Below are 19,561 nucleotides of genomic sequence, written 5' to 3'. Positions count from 1 at the left end.
AAAGCAGAAGATTAGTAGATTTTTAACAAAAGCCGATAGTATTTAATCATAATTAATTGAAAAATGGCTCATTTGATAACCAATACTATTTTAACCAAGTAAATTGATTTTGTTATGCATAAGAATGTAAGCAGAGAAATTACGCCCTTAACGGTGCATGATTGTTTTATGATTTTTTCTCGTGTAAAAACGGAATTTGACTTCCCTTTACACAACCATGAGGAGATGGAGTTAAACCTGATCATGAATGCTAAAGGCGCAAAAAGAATAGTAGGTGATCACATAGCTGAGATCGATGATCTGGAACTGGTATTGGTCGGGTCGAATTTGCCGCATGGCTGGTTTAACCATCACTGTGAAGGTAAAGAAATCAAGGAAGTTACCCTGCAGTTTCACAAAGACCTGCTGGACGATAAATTCTTGAGAAGGAACCAATTGTCCAACATCCGCAATATGTTTGAAAACGCCAAACGGGGTGTGCTGTTTTCCAGCGAGACCGCAGAAAGGATTGCCCAAAGACTGATGAACCTGAGTACGCAAAATGGCTTTGCATCGATATTGGAATTGCTGTCGATACTCGACGACCTTTCTCTTTCTCCCGACAGCAAGATGCTTTCTGATGCGAGCTTCACCAATGAGGAATACAATTACAACAGTCGCAGGATAGAGAAGGTATTTGAGTACATGAATGCCAATTTCAGCAATGCGGTGACGCTGGCCGAGGTATCAAAAATTGCCAATATGCCCGAAGCTTCGTTTAGCCGCTTTATTAAAAAAAGAACAGGTTATACTTTTGTAGACAGCCTGAACGAGATCAGACTGGGCCATGTATCGAGAATGCTGATTGACACAACGCAATCTGTAGCAGAGATTGCGTATAAATGCGGATTTAATAACATGGCAAATTTCAACCGGACATTTAAGAGCAAGAAAGGCTGTACGCCTAAGGAATTCAGAGAAAATTACCTGGGCAAGCGGGTATTTGTTTAGAGCGCATTTTCCTAAAACAGCTTCTGCATAAAATCACGGAGCTGCTCCCGCCAGAAACGCCATTCGTGTCCGCCTGCACTTTCATGACTTTCAAACTTAATTTGCTTTTCTTTTAGGGTGTACACCATTGCCTGATGGCCGGAATACCTTGGATCATCTTTGCCGCAGGCAATCCACAGGAGTTTAAGGTTATTGTTTACCAACTGAGGTTCGTCAAAAACTCCCGGCACACGCTCATTGATATCAAACTTAGCATCACTTAACAGCCCCGAACTGAACTCGCCGATGTAGCTGAATTTGTCAAGGTTTTTGAGTCCGATGATGTACGATTGTCCGCCGCCCATTGAAAGGCCGGCAATGGCCCTTGCATTTTTAGCAGCATTGACACGATAGTTTTTTTCTACGTATGGAATCACATCTTTCAGCAGCTCCTGTTCCAGTTGCTCCACCCCTTCTTTGGAACTGCCGCCTGCCCAGGTACCATCAATGAGGCCATTGGTCATGACGATGATCATCGGCTTTGCTTTTTTGGTAGCTATCAGGTTTTCAAGGATCACATCTGCACGTCCCGCAGCCTGTGTCCAGCTTGTTTCATTATCTCCGCCACCGTGACGCAGGTAGAGCACAGGAAATTTCTTTGAGGTTTGCTGATTGTATTCAGCAGGTACAAACACGACCATGCCCCGCAGCCTTTTCAAGGCGGAAGATGGGTATTTGATATGGTGCAGCACACCATGAGGCACCTGCTGGATTTCATCAAAACGGGGCTGATCTGCACCAAGCACTTCTACTATGCTGCCATATACTTCTGTTCCACTTTTGACAACAGGATTGGAGGGGTCTATGACATTGACCCCATCTACGGAAAACTGGTACGAATAGATGCCGGGTGCGGTCGGCCCTATCCGTATTTCCCAAATTCCAGCAGTGTCTTTCTTCATAAGCTGAGGCTTAATATCCCATTCACCAAACACCAAATCTACTTTATTGGCATTTTTGGCTTTGAACCTAAACGTAATGCTTCTATCCTGGTGCACCAGCGGAGAGAAAGGTTCTGCCGATGCGCCCCACCAACCCTGTACAGTATAGTTATTCTGAGGCTTTTGCGCAGAAGCCGCATAAACTGAAAGCAGAAGTAAAAATAGAATGGCCGTTTTGTTCATATGTATGAATTGAAGAGTTTATATTCCAAAAGCTTGATTCTTGTCTACCAGATTACATATATTCTTCACAGAAGCCGATGAGTTTAACCCATCTTCAGGAGTATTGACTACATAATCAAGGAGGCGTTCTACAGATGATACTGCCACGTGCATGCGGGTATCTGAAGACGCATAATAAATGAATACTTTACCATCCTCATCAGCGATCCAGCCGTTGCAAAATGCTACGTTTGACACATCACCTACCCGCTCTTCACCCTCTGGGGCAAGGAAATATCCCGCAGGTTTGTGGGTTACCCTTGTCAGGTCATTCAAGTCCGTCATGAACATATACAAAGTATAGCGCAATCCAGCCGCTGTATTTCGAACTCCGTGGGCCATGTGCAACCAGCCCTTTTCAGTTTTAATAGGCGCAGGGCCCAGTCCGTTCTTTGCTTCATAAATGGTATGGTATACACGTTTGTCAAGTACTGTTTCTACCTCCACCTCTGCATGCTCTATGCTAGCTGACAAGCCAAAAGCTATGCCTCCGCCCTTTCCTGCCTCAATAAAACCATCCTGCGGACGGGTGTAAAAGGCGTATTTACCATCAATAAATTCAGGATGAAGTACCACATTGCGCTGTTGCGGTGACCTGGTCTTGAAATCTGCCAGACGCTCCCAGTTTACCAGGTCTTTACTCCTGATGATCCCGCACTGCGCGATGGCTGAGGACTGATCTGCTTCGGGCATAGATGAATCACGGCTTTCTGTACAGAATACACCATAGATCCAGCCGTCTTCGTGCGCTACAAGGCGCATGTCGTACAAATTTGTTTCCCCTTCGCGATGCGGAATGATGGAAGGCTTGTCCCAAAACCTGAACTGATCGACACCATTGGGACTTTCTGCTATGGCGAAAAAAGACTTGCGGTCATTGCCCTCTACCCTCGCCATCATCAGGTATTTGCCATTGAACTTTATCGCTCCTGCATTGAATACCGCATTGATACCAATCCTTTCCATCAGGACGGGATTGGAAGCAGGATTGAGGTCGTACTTCCAGAAATAAGGCACGTGTGCACTGGTCAGTACCGGGTATTTGTAGCGCTCAAATATCCCGTTGCCTAATTCTTCTGGGTTATTGGCACGACCGATCAATTGCTCGTATCTTTCTTTAATGTTCGTTAATCTATTATTGAAATTCATTGTATTGTTTAGTTCGGTTCTTTAATTTTCTAATTTATTCCACCAGGTTCTTTTAAGAATAATGGCGATGGTACCGATGGTGGCAAGGGTAATTACCAATGGCAGTTTCATCCACAGGATCAGGAACATAGGCAGCACGGTGAGGCACAACTGTGCGATGATGCCCAAGACTACATTGAACATATCCAGCTTAAACCTTTTATTCTCTACAAAACCTGTATCATCTGCCTTCACCAGCCTGTCTATAGGCTGCCAAAATCCCCATGGCTTTACCGTACGGTAAAAGCTTTTGAGTATTTCGGTATCTGTAGGCGGTGCCGTATACGTACCAATGAGACAGCCTGCCATGGAAATAAGGAACAGTAAGGGGAAGTAAAACAGGAACTCTATGCCACTGAAAAAGTGGGAAAATACCAATGCGCCGGCTATACCAGAAATCATACCCCAGAAGAAACCATTGGCATTGAAGCGCCACCAGTACCATTTAAGCATATTGGCAGCAATATACCCGCCATAAAGACCAGATACGATCCACTGAAGGATGCTGTTTACGTCTTTGGCAAAGAACCCAAGCATCACCCCTACGGCTACCACTACCACACCGGTAAGGTAGTTCATGGAAATGATCTGTTTGTTGGAAGCTTTGGGATTGACGTATTTTAAGTAGATGTCGTTTACAATGTAAGCCTGAGCCGCATTTAAGGTCCCGGAAAAGGTACCCATAAAAGCGCCCATCAGACCAGTAAGCACGATACCAAGGATACCTACCGGCAGGAAGGCATTGACCGCACCCGGAAGGATCTTTTCGAAATCAGTACCGTTGGCTGAACTCAGATCAAGTTCTTTATAATATAAAAGTGCAAGCACGGTAAGGCCGATTACCATGGTATAACGGATGGGCAAGAGGATAATCGACACGAAGCCAGTCATCTTGGATGCTTCTTTTGGCGAACGGGTAGAAAGTACCTTTTGCATGTCATAATTGGGCGCCGGACCAGCGAGACTGGCAAAAACACCTTTGAAGAGCATCATCATGAAGAAGATTCCGAACAGGCCATAACCATCGTCGGAGATTTTCTTATTGGCATCGGGGATCAGGTTTGACCAGTCTAGATCAAGGTTCCATCCAAAAAACGGGTTGTCCCAGCCCTGTGGCACCTGCAATGTTTGCGTTCTCAGGTGCAGGAATGCTATGATGCCAATTGCCACGCAGCCTACCGTCATGATGGCATACTTGATGGCATCGCCCAGCACAATACTGTGCATACCGCCAAGAATAGAATAGAAAGTAGCGAAAAGCGTAAACACAATACCATAGAAATGCGGCACATACTGCGGGGCCACCTCGAAGGGCACGTAAGCCTTTACCAGGTCCCAGGGCACAAAGATCTCCACAAACTTACCCAGTCCCACGAAACCATAGGCGAGAAAGCCCAGACAACCGATCAAAGCAAATACCACGGTGATATTGTGCGAAGACTTGACACCCTTGCCTTTCAGACCGAAACGTGTGGCCAGCCACTCAGCACCGGTATCGGCATTGGACCTTCTGAGCCATTTAGCCAGAAACATCATATTAAACACCTGGTTGAACACGGGCCATAGCCATGGAATCCAGATGCTTTTGAGTCCGTACACAAAGCAGAGCGACACCATCCACATGGTACCGCTGATATCAAACATATCAGAGGCATCACTCAGGCCCAACATATACCAGGGCAGCTTCTTGCTCCCCATCAGGTAACTTTCCTTATTCTCTTTGGCTTTATTGCGGTAGTACCAGCCGATGAACACCATCATTACGAGGTAAAACACCAGGATCAGTACATCTATTAATTGTAGCTTCATTTATCGTATTTGGTTTATATATTTGATTATAAGCGAAGATACGGGAAGGGCAAAGCTCATATATAATAGTATTTTAACATTTACTTATATAATCCCATTGATTTTAATTTTAATCAGGATGTGCTCTATCGCTCAAAACTTATTGTATTGAGTTTAATAAGCGCATCGTCAGGCAATTTACTGCCTGTGATGACAAAATAAAGGTGATGTTTGCCACTAATCTTTTTTAACAGGTTAGCTTCCAGATCTTTGAATTTTTCAAACGAACCGGTGGGTGTAAACGCTACGCGGCTAATGATGGGGCCTATCTGTGAATCCATGCGTACAAGGATCTCACCGTCCCTGTTTTGGGAAGAATAGTTGAAGATAAATTTGCTGATATTGCTGAGGTCGATGTCCTTAAACAAGAGATATGACTTATTTCCTGCTTCAGAAAGACTGTTGCGGAAGCGTGGGAAGCCGGGATGCGCATCTGCGAAAACCGCTTGTTGGGTGGCATTACGAACGAAAATCCGGTCGGTACTGCTGAGCGGACCTGCCGTTTTATAACCCTCATCCGTATAGGTAGCTGTTATTTCATACCTACCCTGTGGTTCATCTTTGTAGTACTCCAGCGGCAGCGCACCCATTTTGGCAATCTCAATTTTGCTAATCGGCTTCTTCTTATCTGTAAGGGAGAAAATGTATTTGACCATTTCCCTTGCGTCGTTTTCGGAGATCTGGGGGTGGGCGCTCATGATGTGTACCTTACCCCAATTGCCGCCGCCTCCTTTTATAATCTTACCGGCCAGCTGGTCAAGAGATCCTTCTTTTTCTCTATATCGTTTTGCAATGTCTGTGAAACTAGGTCCGACTGCAGCTGCATCCACCTGGTGGCAAGCTTTGCAATCGCTGGCTGCAAGTAATGATTTGCCAGAATAGGCAGGTTGCTGAGCTTGTTGTCCGGTGATCCCTTTACCGGAGCTTACAGGTTCAGGGTGATATATATACGAAGCAGTCATATATTTAGGGGTAGTGACCGGATCCTCTGCATCTGAAAAATCTATATAGAAATGAAAAGGCTGATCTTTCCAGAAGAAAGAAGTATTGACTTTGCTGAGAATCCTGACTTTGGGAGGCGTATTTCCCGCTTTTACGATCAATGTATCCCTTGAGATACTTCCATGATTGTCTGTAATTTTCAATACTACTTTGTAAGTACCAGCCTTGGTAAATATCTGCCGTGTTTCAGGCGTAGTGATGCCTGTAGATACACCATTGATGAGCCAGTCATAGCTCAGGCGGTCATCATCATCCGGATCATGACTACCTTGACTGCTGAACTTAAGTGTCAGCGGTACCGCACCAGCAGCAGCTTTATGTAATTCGAATATTTTTTTCTCTGCGGTAAGAAATACCCTTTTGTCAATTGCAGCCATCTCTGCCGTATCCACAACACTCGCCTTTGCGATCGGCGCACGGTTGCCGGTATTGTATTCAATTTTAACCAACCGCGCATCGGCATTAGCCACACCGTATACGGAGCCATATTCCAGCATATAAAGGACGCCATCCTTACCAAAGGACATATCAATAGGTCTTCTGAAATCACCATTGAGGGTCATAAAGGCTTCGTTCCTCAAGTAATTCTCTCTTTCGTCAAACCTGAGGGCGAACACCCAATTACGCATCCAATCTGCAATAAACAAAGCGCCATCGTAATATTCAGGGAATTTATTTGGGGAAGTTGAACTGCCATCGTAACTGTAGAAAGCACCGCCTATGATACACCTGGCACCGGTACCCAATTCAGGAAACTCTTTGGAAGCAGCATAGGGATACCAGATCATAGCCGGTTGCGCAGGGGGAAGATCTCTTAAGCCTGTATTGTTAGGTGAATTATTTACCGGTTTTAAAGGATCGAACAGTGGCCCTGCCTGCTTCTTTTCAAAGTCCCAGCGGGCATACGGATAATTATTGCCTGCAAAGTATGGCCAGCCATAATTGCCCGCCTTTTTTGCCTGGTTTACTTCGTCATAACCCCTTGGTCCGCGAATACCATCTACACCCGCGTCGGGGCCGATATCCCCCCAGTACAATACTGAAGTTGTAGGATTGATGGCTATGCGATAAGGATTTCTTACGCCCATGACATAGATTTCGGGCTTTGTTTTTTCCATTCCCGGAGGAAAAAGATTGCCCTTAGGGATGGTGTAAGTACCGTTGGGCTCTGGATGTATGCGCAGTATCTTGCCCTTAAAATCATTGGTACTGCCGGCCCCTCTTTGTGCGTCTTGACTATAATACTGAGGATCGGGGCGTTCGTCTAAAGGCGAATAGCCTTCTGACGGAAAAGGAATGCTGCTGTCTCCGGTAGAAAGGTATAAGTTGCCCTCCTTGTCAAAGGCAATAGAACCTCCATGGTGCGAGCCACTGCTTTTCTGAACCGGCACTTTTAGCAACACTTTTTCAGAAGCAGTTTCCAGTATGCTGTTTTTATTGAGCACAAAGCGGCTCAATTGAAAGTTTATGGGTTCTTCTGTTTGCCCGGCGGCTGCGTAATACAGGTAGATGAACTGGTTGACATCAAATTGTGGGTCGAGCGCTACGCCGATCAGGCCGGTGCCGCCAATATTGCTGATCGGGATTTTGGCAGCCAGGCTTTGCTTATTTGTCTTAGTGTCGTAGACATACAAATTGCCAAGGAGTTCAGTATAGATGATCCTGCCGTCATTCGCTATAGCCAGTTCCATAGGTGAAGCAAGTTGCTCCCTGAAAACTGTTTTTATAAAGCGGTTCTGCTCAGGCATTACTTTAGCATAAGCTTTTGAATAGTCAAGCGGCTTTGCATCGCCTATGGCATATTTGATACCGCCTGTTAACTGCTTTAGAAAGGTCTCATCTGTATAGCTTTCATCAGTATGGCCTGCACCTGTGTAAAAAGCCCTTCCGCCATCGTATTCATGATACCAGGTGATGGGGTGCTTAGACCCATTGGTGCCCCCATCGTAAGAGTTCTCGTCCAGATTGGCCAGCACTTTAATGCCGGGATAAAAAGAGGCATAGTTGTACCATTCGTCCATGCGCTCCCACCGGTCGGGCAGGTTTTCTGTAGCAGGATGTTGCTTGTCTACAATGTCAATAGCGCCTTTCCGCACATTCGGATTGTTGGGATGGTGGGCAAAGAAGGCACCCATCAGCTGCCCGTACCATGGCCAGTCGTATTCTGTGATCGCGGCACCATGAATGCCGACGAAACCACCTCCAGCCTGAATGTACCTTTCAAAAGCTGTCTGCTGCTGGTTATTCAGCACATTGCCAGAAGTACTGTTGAAGATCACTGCACTGTAGTTTTTAAGCTGTGCGTCGGTAAAAAGCGCAGCATCTGTAGTGGTGTCTACTTCAAAACCACTTTCGGTACCCATTTTTTGTATGGCGGCAATGGCATAAGGGATGCAGCTATGCCTCCAGCCCAGTGTTTTTGAAAATATCAATACACGCGGTTTCTGTATTTTTTGACGCAGGGTACCCACAACAAGCAATAAACCTGTGATAAACAACAATAGGTATTTCATGATTAAAAGCCTTTTAGTTCATCCAGACTCAATACATTGGGTGCGCTCATCAGCTTGATGATCTCTTCGTTTGTATTGTATTTGTATACCAGTTCAGACCATCCCATAAAGAAGGTCCACTTATTCTGAATTTGCAGCTTTTCTGCGGTAGGGTATTTCTGGCATTCGCCGATGGCGATGGGTTTACCTTTAGCTACATTGACCATGATGTTATATTTCTCGCGACTAAACCCTGTTTTATCGTCATAGATATCCAGGGTAGCGATGTCCCAATATTTATCACCTGGGTTATAGGAAACGGCATCGCTTTCCAATGTGCCAAAATCCTGTATGTTCCATACCCAGATGAGGTTGCTCAGCCCCTTTGTTTTGGTGAGGTAATCGTGCGTGATCTGGTATAATTTCCGTGTACCACGTTCGCCAGGGCGTCCGCCCCACCAAAATACACCCTGGTTCATTTCATGCAATGGCCTGAACATCACCTCTACCCCTTTGTGTTCCAGTTGCTGAAGATAAACTGCTATCTCATCCATCATCGCCTTCCATCGGCTGTTTATTTTGCTGCCATCGGTAAGCAGTTCATTCCATTGTTCATCACTGAGCTTACTAAGAACCCCTTTTTTATCCCATCCGCAGGGTTGCTCCAACGCCGGATTGCAGGCATGCCACATGATATTGATCATGGATCCTTTTTTCCACTGCGTCACAGCTTCGTTGATCATAGTCTGGCGTGCAGCAATGTTTTCTGCCTGGAAGAGGAAATCTCCGCTCCATAGTGCAGGATACTTTCCTGTGGTCTTGAATATTTCATTGGTCCAGGTAGCCGGTTTTTCATTTGGCTCCCTGTTGTGGATACCAAAAGCGGTAGCCTTACCGGATATTTTATAGAGATAATTCAATGTTTTGAAACGGGTATGCAGCTCCGGATGCTTTTCAGCAGCATGCCTGGATGCAGCCTTTTTCTGAGCAAAAGCAGGAAGGGAGATAAGCACTAGTAAATAGAAAAAATAATTTCGTTTCATACTTTGATTTATTGATGCTATCAGATAGCCGTTTACATTTGGTTTAAGGTACGGAATGTTAAACCAAAAGTACGCGCTGCGGCATAGGCATGTTAATCTTTTTTTAACAAAAGATTGTACGTTAAGGTAACATTAAAGAAATGTGACAGGTAGTATACCTAGTTTTTAAGCGCTTTGCGTCCCTGAATCTTGTAACGGATACCGAAGGCCTGCTGACTGTCTACTGTACCCTCCAGGAAGTGAAAAGAGAGGGTAAACTGGCCTTCAATACCTTTGTATATTTTTGGTCGCCAGCTTAGATCAGTTCTGTTGTATGTTTTGGCGGTGTAAAACTGATCGCCGTTTACGATATGGTGGCCATCACCTTTATAGAATGAATTGGTAACCCCAAATCGCTTGTATTCCATAGCCGTCTCTAAAAGTAGACCTTTGGGTGTCTGCCAGCTTCCGACGGTCCGGACACGTTCAAATGACATCAGGCCTCCAACATTCAAGGTAAGTGAATCCAGAAATGTTTTGCCCGAAAGATCCAGACCAGCTTTGATCGCAATTGCGCCATTGTCTTCAATGTGATCGCCAGGGATATCTATGGCCGGTCCTGCATTGTGCAGCATCATGGCATAGTGGGACAAGAAGAAGAGGTCCTTTTTGTATTTTCCTGAGAGGCCAAAAATGAAGTTCTCCCTGTCAGTAGTAGTCTGGCGGCTGGTCCAGTCGATAAAGAACACTTGCTTCCAGTTTTCATTTTCATATTTGAGCAACATCCCTTCTACATTAGGTCTGTAATAACTTAAGGTATCATTGAGGACGGCCCTTGGGTAATCAGACAGCAAATTGTGCCTTGGAAACACACCCATATAGAAATTCCAGTCCTGTTGTTTAAATTCGTAATATGCTACAGGGAGGAATTCGTTGGTAAATCTAGGAGATCCAAATTCATGGAGCGCATTGAAACCTACCCTAAGGCGATGGGTACTGTCTAGCAGCAAGCCTATCTCAGGTGAAAACCTTAAACCGAATATAGTTTGTGAAAAGCGATGTGTACGGGCATACTCCCTGTTATCAGCAAAAGTATGCAAGCCAAGGCTACCTTCCAGTTCCTGTGCATGGAGGGTCTTGAAGGTACTGGCGATCAGGATAAATAATACAAGAGCTTTAAATCTCATCATGTTTGTAAGTTGGCCGCTAAGCGCATCATAAATTGAGGCAAAGATTAAATAAAATTTCTGATTTTAAAGATAAAATTCCAAAGTATTAAAGCATTGTGATACTGTCCGTACAGTGTAAATATTTAAAAGGTATATAACAGGGAAACTATAGGGACTTCATAGGGACATTATAGGAATTTATCCCTGTTATATCCCTATGAAGTCCCTATAAAACCCCTATTATACTAAAACACAGTCAAAACCCTCCCTGAGGTTTTTCGGTTTCATTTCAGCACAATATCAAACCATAAACTATGCATGAAAAATGCCTTTATGTTGTCAGTCCTTTTTTATTATATTTAGCTAATTTTCCGAATTGCTCATAAGCTGTTTTCGAAGGAAGAAAAATATGGACAACGAAATCTCCCTGACTGGTTATATTAGTATTTTCAATAGTAGTCCAGTGGCAAAGCTCATCATGAAGACTGATGCGCCTACATATACCATCATAGATGTGAATGATGCGTACTTGTTGGCCACAAACAGCTCGCGGGAAAGATTGATCGGGAAATCGGTATTTACCGTGTTTCCCGGTAACCCAACAGATCAGGAATCGAAAAACATAGAACTGACCATGCGTTCTTTTGAGGCTGCTATTCATACCGGTAAACCGCATACGATGAGCAACTACCGCTATGACATTCCGATACCGGGCACTGAGCAGTTTGAGGAACGCTACTGGACAACCACCAATATCCCGGTATTAAATGAAAAAGGAGAAGTGGTATTCTTCATTCATTCACCTAAGAATGTAACGGAGATATATCGCTTGGAGCAGCGGGAAAAAGCAGGTATTGAAGCACTTAAAACACAGCGAAAGCAACTATATTCATTACTGATGCAGGCACCTGTAGGCATAGGGATTTTTAAGGGGCCGGACTTTATAACAGAACTGATCAATCAGCCACTATGCGATCTGTATGGCAAGTCATCAGAAGAAATGATGGACAAAAAGATATTTGAAATCCTGAATTTTGCAAAGGGACTTGGTCTTGAAGAACTAGCCAACCGGGTAAGGCTGACAGGGGAATCGTACCAGGGGAAAGACCAGCCAATCACCCTGATCCGGGATGGAGTACTGCAAACGATTTATGTTGACTTTGTATTTGAACCTTTCAGAGATGACGACGGGACGATAAGTGGCATTATTGCCATCTCCATAGATGCAACCGAACAGGTAAATGCGCGGCACAAGCTGGAAGAGGCTGAAGAAAGGGCAAGACTGGCGGCAGAAGCTGTAAACATGGGCACATTTGACATCAATCTGGTGAATGGAGAGATCATAACTTCTACCCGGTTTGCAAACATTTTTGGCTTTGAAAAACCGGTTCACCGCGACAGGTACCTGGAGGTTTTTCACAAGGAAGATCTGAGATCCAGGCTGGTGGCACATCGCAATGCGATAAGAAAAGGAAACCTCTTCTATGAATCGCGGGTGGTATGGGAAGACGGATCTGTTCATTGGGTAAGGGTAGAGGGGAAAGTGTTTTATAACAGTGATGAAATGCCCCATAGAATACTGGGCACCGTACTTGACATTACGGAAGAGCAGAAAAATCAGGAGCAACAGCAACAATTGGAAAAGGCCCTGGCTGATAGTGAGCAGTTGCTGAGAAAAATCACGTCTGCCTCTCCTGCATGTTTATTTATGTGTAATGAAAATGGAGCCATCACTTATGTAAACCAAACCTGGATAGACTGGACCGGTATCTCTTATGATGACAATATGGTGTCGGGATGGCTGGAAGCAATCTATCAGGAAGACAGAGAAAAAGCGATAGAAGAATTTCAGGTAACCCTCAATAACCAGACACTTTATGGTGTGTCCTTCAGGATAAAGCATATAGATGGTACACTGCGGTGGTGTACGGCATGCGGACAACCGCAGTACCGGGATGATGGCAGCTTTTGCGGATATATTGGCTCCTGCACAGATATAACCGAACAAAAAGAACTGCAACAGCAAAAAGATGCTTTTATAGGTATAGCGAGTCATGAATTGAAAACACCGGTGACCAGTATAAAAGCTTATACACAGGTACTGGAAAGAATATTGATAAAAAAAGGGGAGCATACAGAGGCAGGAATGATGCGGAAAATGAATGACCAGCTGGACAGATTGACCAGCCTGATCAGTGACCTGCTTGACGTGACGAAGATCAATTCAGGAAAACTACAGTTTAATCCGCAGAATTTTGACTTTGAACTGCTTGTAAAGGAGTTGGTGGAAGACCTGCAGCGAACTACCGACAGGCATAAGCTGATTGAACAGTATCTTCCGACGGGTGTAGTATTTGCTGACAAAGAGCGGATTGGCCAGGTAATTACAAATTTGATAACCAATGCTATTAAATACTCACCTAAAACAGACAAAATCATCATTTCTACTGAAATGAAAGATGAAGAAGTATGTGTATGCGTGGAGGACTTTGGCGTGGGAATTTCTGAAGAGAACCTCAACAAGGTATTTGAGCAGTTTTACAGGGTGAGCGGAGACATGCAGCATACTTTTCCGGGTTTGGGACTGGGATTGTACATTTCATCTGAGATCATTAAGCGTGAGGGCGGTAGGATATGGGTAGACAGTCAGGAAGGTGCGGGGTCCAGATTTTGCTTTAGTCTCCCCGTAAATAAAACTGAAACTGGTCTGTAATTTCTCTAAACCTAATGGCAGTTAAGATTGTTATTCATGAAGTGTATTAGAATTTCATCTTAAAAACAATGATACAGCTATGAAATCTCCAAAATCAAATCCTGAAAAAACTGAAATTAAAATTCAAAGAAAACCTAAAGGTGCTGAGCCTGAAAATGCCACCTCTGCTAAGGATGCAAAGAAAGTCCCGGTGAAGAAGAAATAAGTTTGATTACTTGGTACCGAAAACTTTGTCCCAGATATCTGACGTTACCCCGTATTTTTTTGTGGAGTCATCGTAGTGATGGAGCATGTGCTGCTGCTTTAGTTTCTTCCAGAAGCTATTTTTGAACTGGGCATGGTGCAGCAGGTAATGTGTCATGTCATAAAACAAATATCCTGCGATAAAGCCGGTAAAGAACCCATCTAGCAGGGCTGGACTGAGCGACCATTTAAAAAGCTGGTAAAAAGCCAGTGCCAAGGGGATGCTGGCCGAGGGTGGCATCACCAAACGCCTGGCATCATTGGGATAATCGTGATGAACACCATGAAATATAAAATGGATTCTTTTACCCCATTCTGAGGAAGGAGAGAAATGAAATATAAACCGGTGCAATATATATTCAGTCAGTGTCCATATGTACACGCCAAGCAGCAGGTGGGCGATGAATAATGCAATGCCGTTTAATTGTGCTGAACTCCAGGAGAAATAAATGATCACAGGAACATATACGACCAAAGGAATGAAATAAGGCACTTTAGACAATTCTTCTAAAATTGGATTCTTAAACATTCTCACAGATTCTGGAGAATTGGATATAAAATTCTTCTTCATCGATACAGATTTTGAAACTCCTTTATCGGACATCTAAATTACAGCTTTCCCGGTATTTTTTAAATATGCATTTATTGATTTCGGGTCATATTAATGATTTGCATTTCTTAATCTATGGTAAGATTTATGAGCTGTAGAGGCCGTAAATTTGTAGTGTAATTAAACAATTGAATTATGAAAACTGAAATTTTAGGAATTCACCACATTACTGCCATTGCAGGGAATGCACAAAAAAATCACGATTTTTATACCCGTGTACTTGGGTTGAGGCTAATCAAAAAAACTGTGAACTTTGATGACCCGCATACTTATCACTTTTATTACGGTGATGAACACGGCAACCCGGGCAGCATCCTGACTTTCTTTCCATGGGAAGGTATGGCACAGGGAAGAAGGGGCACCAGACAGGTAACTGAGATTGGCTATAGTGTACCAACAGGAAGCCTTGATTTCTGGCAAAAACGATTTGAAGAGAACAACATTATCTATAATAAACCAGCAGAGAAATTTGGCGAGCGATACCTGACCTTTTTAGATCCTGACGGGTTGAAATTTGAACTGACAGAAGCTGCGGCACCTGATAAAAGGGCACAGTGGACCACAGATCAGGTAGGGAAGGAAAATGCGGTACACGGATTTCACCATGTAACGATCACGACCAATAAAAAAGATGGAACAGCTGCGGTACTGACCGATGTATTTGGTTATAAACTTGAGAAAACTGAGGTAAACCGCTATCGCTACATTACTGATACAGTTGAATATGCTGCAATAGTAGACCTGGTAGAGGCTCCGGGAGAAAGTGTAGGCCATGTAGCAGGAGGTTCGGTACATCATGTGGCGTTCAGGGTGAAAGATGAAGAAACACTGATGTACTTCAGGGATAAGATAGTGGCACAGGGATTGAACATTACGCAGAAAATAGACCGCAATTATTTCTACTCTTTATATTTCCGTGAACCGGGAGGTGTGCTTTTTGAAATTGCTACTGATAATCCTGGATTCACCATAGATGAGCCGCTTGAAGAATTGGGAAAAGGACTTAAACTTCCAGCACAGTATGAAAGCAACAGGGCGGAGATTGAAAGCATATTGCCTAAAATAAACTAAGATGTACACACATGACCATAATATTGTAACGGCCGGGGTAGCCCTGGCCGAGGCCAAAAGAGCTTTCATTTTCCTGCATGGAAGGGGTGCCTCTGCAGAAGATATTCTTTCACTGAGTGATCATTTTGAACTGGCAGGTACCGCATTGCTGGCTCCCCAGGCCAATAATAACAGCTGGTACCCTTATAGTTTTATTGCGCCGGTTGAGCAGAACCAACCTGCGCTGGATAGTGCGCTGGGAATAATCAAAAGCCTGGTAACAGCGGTAGTCAATGCCGGAATTCCTCAACAGGAGATCTATTTTGTTGGATTTTCACAAGGAGCATGCCTGGCATTGGAATATGTAACCAGAAATGCTGCACAATATGGTGGCATTGTGGCTTTTACAGGCGGACTGATCGGCAAGGAGATCAACATGAAGCATTACAAGGGTGATTTTAAGAAAACACCTGTGTTAATTACTACAGGAGACCCTGACCCGCATGTACCCGTATCAAGAGTAGAGGTATCTGCAGGGATCATTAGTAAAATGAATGCTAATGTTTCCCTGAAGATCTATCCGGGTAGGGTGCATACGATCAGTCAGAAGGAAATTGACCTGGCAAAGGAATTGATCCTTAGCTGATCATTTGCCACCAAACTGATAAGCCGTGATACCCCGCTGATTGATTCCGAAAAGCAATTTATCATTAAAGGGGATGATACTTTTAACATCTCCTTTAAGCTTAAATCCGGATTTTTGTTGTGACACATAGGTAAAGCCTCCCTTTCCATCATTCCTGAGCAGTATACCATAGTTGGCGTCACTGTTGCCAAATTTAAGACGTGCGCGACTTACATTCCCACATAGGAGCAGGTCTTTATGGCCATTTTGGTCATAATCCAATGCTGCGATGGCATATATGGGTGAACTTTGTACTTCAATGGGTAATGCTGCTTCTTTAAACCTTCCTTTTCCATTGTTGATGAAGACAGCGGTTTTCAGGTAATTGGCTTTTAGTTTTGTTGCATCTTTTAGTTCATCGGCAGTAAATATTTGGGTGATGGTGAGCTCAGCATAGCTTTTGTAGTCCGGATATCGGGTACGCATCATGCTCATCTGATCTAAAAGTTCATCACGGGTCACATGTGGATAGGTTTTTCCCTGAATGTATAGGCACAGAATGGGATCTACAGAACCATTGTCGTCAAAATCTTTATAATACATTTCGGCTGGTTCCTGATCACTTGCCTTGCATTGGCTGTTGAGGCCGTTATTCCCAATTACCAGGTCCGGCGTTCCATCTCCATTGAGATCATCAATCAGTAATTTATTCCACCAGCCTGAATAAGATTTATCAAAATAATTGCTTGTTTTGTCAACTAATTTGCCGTTTTCGTTGATCATAACAGTAACAGGCATCCATTCCCCCACCAGAATTAAATCCGGCTTTTTGTCGTTGTTAAGATCAGTCCATCCAGCATCTGTGATCATGCCCGATTGCTGAAGAACGGGAGCTATGGTACTTATCTGATCTTTAAAATTGCCGCTGCCATCATTGATGAGCAAATAGCTTGGTGGTACTTCGGGATAACGACCAGGGATTACCCTGCCTCCGATAAACAGGTCCTGATGACCATCCCCGTTAAAATCTGCTGCGCTAACACAGCTTTTACTGCTGTACATTTTTGGTAAAGTGGTAGATTTGGTAAAACCACCGCTCCTGTTATTGATGTAAAGGCGGTCCTGCAGCAATGGATCGTCTACCGTGTAGCTGCTATATCCCCCACTTGCTACATACAGATCTGGAAAACCATCGCCATTGGCATCAAAAAATAAGGCATCTATGTCATCGCTATTTTTATCTGTTTCAAAAGCCGGAACAAGTTTGTTCGTAAAAGCTCCATTTTTATTCTGCAGGAAAAGTGCCCCTGCCTGATTGTGCCCTCCTCCTATATACAGGTCTTCGAGTCCATCCCCATTTATATCTGCTTTTGCCAGACAAGGCCCATTAAATGACATAGGATTGATTAGTAATGGCTGGCGTTTAAAATCATTGATTGCATTCTTTTGATGTTTAAATGCAACCGGTGAAGTAATTTCTTTAAATAAAGGATCCGTTGGAGCAACTGTATGATAAATCGTTGAGGCGTTTTTTTCCTCGAGTGTGAGCAGCTGGTCTGGTTTGATATTTTTCAGCACCTGCTGTTTTCCCCCCTGCCAGACGATGCGGACTGAGTCGATTACATCCATCTTGCCAAGACCAAAATGCAGGATGGGCGATACGCTGGACTGGTAGCCGCGAGATGGATTTTGCTCCAGGTATTGCAACTTATTTTTAGCAAACAGCCACACTTTAGCTCCAATACCCAGGGTATTCTGTCCGGCACCATGAAGTTTAAGCTTCAAATACTGGTTCTTTATTTTTCCTTGTGACTGATTTTGATAGATAAAAGCTGGCAAGTTGATGTTGTTGACCACCAGATCGAGGTCACCATCATTGTCCAGATCTGTATAGGCAGCTCCGCTACTGTTAGATGGCAGGTTTATCCCCCACTCTGCCCCTTTATTGCTGAATGTAAGATTGCCGTTATTCTTGTAAATATAATTATTGACATTGGATGCCGGTATATTGTTAATCAGTTCAAGCAGATTTTCTTTAATGATGGCAGGATCAGTTCCGCGCAGGAAATCTCCCTTGAATTTAAGAAAATCCATATTTGTATAATCCCTTAAATATCCGTTGGTGATAAAAAGATCCTTCCAACCGTCATTGTCATAGTCAGCAAATAATGGTGCCCAGCTCCAGTCGGTATTGGAAACGCCAGACAATTGTCCCATTTCGCTAAAAGTACCATTTCCATTATTGATATGCAGCATATTGCGCATGTCCTGATGATGAAAACCCAGCTTTAAACGCAGATCGTTATACTCATAATTATCAGGGGAAAAGAGTAATTTTTGACGGCTGTTCTCTTCCGGAAGCATATCCAGCGTAAAAAGATCAGCGAGGCCATCATTATTAATATCTGCGATATCATTACCCATGGAATATAAAGAAGTATGACCCATCTGGGTTTGAATCTGATCTGTGAAAGTGCCATCTCTGTTGTTTATGTACAGATAATCTGGTGCTGAATAATCATTTGAGATATAAATATCAGGCCATCCATCATTATTTACATCAGCAATTCCAGCACCCAAGCCGTAAGTAAAAGAAGAATTGTACAGGCCTGCGCGATCGGAAAAGTCTTCAAATTTTCCGTTTACATTTTTGTAAAGTTTGACACGGATCATAGGTGCCGGCTCTTTCAAAATTGCCGGTGCAGAGACTTCTTCCAGTGTAGTGAATATCTTGGGATTGTGATTGAGCAGGAACATATCGAGATTGTTATCTCCGTCATAGTCGAAAAAAACCGCATGGGTACTATATGCATCATCATTGAGGCCGTATTTTGCCGCTTCTTCCTTAAATAGCGGAATACCAGAAGCGTCATTACCTTGGTTGATGAATAAAGTATTTTGCCTGTTTTTGGCAGGTAAGCCGCCGGAATAACATTGATAAATATCCAGTTTACCATCGCCGTTTACATCTGCAAAGGTCACCCCTGTTTTCCATGACAGTTCAATTTCAGTGATACCTGCTTTAGCAGTAATGTCTTCAAACTGCATACTTCCCTTATTGAGGTACAATTTGGCTTTGGTCATATTGCCTGAGAAATAGATATCGTCCAGCCCGTCATTGTTAAGGTCGCCCGTAGCTACTCCGCCGCCATTATAAAAATATTGGTAAGAGATAATATTTGCTACTCTGCTCTCTACAATGGTATTGTTAAAATCCACATGCGTTTGTTCTGTAGGAAGCAAATAAAAGAGGACATCTTCGTTAGAAGATCCCTCTTTTATTTTAGTGTTGCACGAAGCCAGTGCGATGACGCAGATAGCCCCAATGTATAGTGGCAATTTCGATAGTTTTAACATTTGGTTAGAAAGTTTGGTTTAGTCGTATTGAAGATAGAACTTTATTTCTT

Annotated in this window: 13 protein-coding genes; 5 read left to right on the top strand and 8 right to left on the bottom strand. The window is 43.6% G+C overall.

What is annotated here, in order from left to right:
• Positions 1-114: 114 nt before the first annotated feature.
• Positions 115-990 carry an AraC family transcriptional regulator gene (locus EZ437_RS11390; protein ID WP_131596083.1) on the top strand — a complete coding sequence of 292 codons (876 nt, stop codon included), beginning with the start codon at positions 115-117 and terminating at the stop codon, positions 988-990.
• A gap of 11 nt (positions 991-1,001) precedes the next feature.
• On the opposite strand, the gene EZ437_RS11385 is transcribed toward EZ437_RS11390, so the two are convergent.
• The 6 genes from EZ437_RS11385 to EZ437_RS11360 form a co-directional block, all read right to left on the bottom strand.
• A complete protein-coding gene (locus EZ437_RS11385; RefSeq protein ID WP_131596081.1) occupies positions 1,002-2,153 on the bottom strand; it encodes an esterase in 1,152 nt (383 codons plus the stop codon).
• 18 nt (positions 2,154-2,171) lie between these two features.
• Positions 2,172-3,341, bottom strand: a complete 1,170-nt coding sequence (locus EZ437_RS11380; protein ID WP_131596079.1) for a glycoside hydrolase family 130 protein — start codon at positions 3,339-3,341, stop codon at positions 2,172-2,174.
• Between the two features lie 21 nt (positions 3,342-3,362).
• Positions 3,363-5,189 carry a sodium:solute symporter family protein gene (locus EZ437_RS11375; protein ID WP_131596077.1) on the bottom strand — a complete coding sequence of 609 codons (1,827 nt, stop codon included), beginning with the start codon at positions 5,187-5,189 and terminating at the stop codon, positions 3,363-3,365.
• 125 nt (positions 5,190-5,314) lie between these two features.
• The gene (locus EZ437_RS11370) at positions 5,315-8,743 is read right to left on the bottom strand and encodes a ThuA domain-containing protein (RefSeq protein WP_131596075.1); all 3,429 of its coding nucleotides are present in this window, start codon (positions 8,741-8,743) and stop codon (positions 5,315-5,317) included.
• A gap of 2 nt (positions 8,744-8,745) precedes the next feature.
• Positions 8,746-9,765, bottom strand: a complete 1,020-nt coding sequence (locus EZ437_RS11365; RefSeq protein WP_131596073.1) for a glycoside hydrolase family 26 protein — start codon at positions 9,763-9,765, stop codon at positions 8,746-8,748.
• 158 nt (positions 9,766-9,923) lie between these two features.
• A complete protein-coding gene (locus tag EZ437_RS11360; RefSeq protein ID WP_225869559.1) occupies positions 9,924-10,934 on the bottom strand; it encodes a hypothetical protein in 1,011 nt (336 codons plus the stop codon).
• 388 nt (positions 10,935-11,322) lie between these two features.
• Between EZ437_RS11360 and EZ437_RS11355 the strand changes: the two genes are divergently transcribed.
• The gene (locus tag EZ437_RS11355) at positions 11,323-13,626 is read left to right on the top strand and encodes a PAS domain-containing sensor histidine kinase (protein ID WP_131596071.1); all 2,304 of its coding nucleotides are present in this window, start codon (positions 11,323-11,325) and stop codon (positions 13,624-13,626) included.
• 79 nt (positions 13,627-13,705) lie between these two features.
• A complete protein-coding gene (locus EZ437_RS21955; RefSeq protein WP_262708917.1) occupies positions 13,706-13,831 on the top strand; it encodes a hypothetical protein in 126 nt (41 codons plus the stop codon).
• A 6-nt stretch (positions 13,832-13,837) separates the two neighbouring features.
• Here EZ437_RS21955 and EZ437_RS11350 read toward each other — a convergent pair whose 3' ends face one another.
• A complete protein-coding gene (locus tag EZ437_RS11350) occupies positions 13,838-14,440 on the bottom strand; it encodes a sterol desaturase family protein (RefSeq protein WP_131596069.1) in 603 nt (200 codons plus the stop codon).
• 174 nt (positions 14,441-14,614) lie between these two features.
• On the opposite strand from EZ437_RS11350, the gene EZ437_RS11345 reads away from it, so the two are divergent.
• Both EZ437_RS11345 and EZ437_RS11340 read left to right on the top strand, forming a co-directional pair.
• Positions 14,615-15,550 carry a ring-cleaving dioxygenase gene (locus EZ437_RS11345; protein ID WP_131596067.1) on the top strand — a complete coding sequence of 312 codons (936 nt, stop codon included), beginning with the start codon at positions 14,615-14,617 and terminating at the stop codon, positions 15,548-15,550.
• 1 nt (position 15,551) lies between these two features.
• Entirely contained in the window at positions 15,552-16,175 is a 624-nt protein-coding gene (locus EZ437_RS11340; protein WP_131596065.1) for an alpha/beta hydrolase, read from the top strand.
• Here the strand turns inward: EZ437_RS11340 and EZ437_RS11335 are convergent, their stop codons facing one another.
• Positions 16,176-19,511: a VCBS repeat-containing protein gene (locus EZ437_RS11335; RefSeq protein WP_131596063.1), complete on the bottom strand. Its 3,336-nt coding sequence runs from the start codon at positions 19,509-19,511 to the stop codon at positions 16,176-16,178. It lies immediately after the preceding gene.
• Between the last annotated feature and the right edge of the window lie 50 nt (positions 19,512-19,561).

The sequence above is a fragment of the Pedobacter psychroterrae genome (assembly GCF_004331695.1).
GTDB lineage: Bacteria > Bacteroidota > Bacteroidia > Sphingobacteriales > Sphingobacteriaceae > Pedobacter > Pedobacter psychroterrae.
Note: the sequence above shows the minus strand (reverse complement) of the source record. Positions and strands in the feature narration are given on the sequence as shown.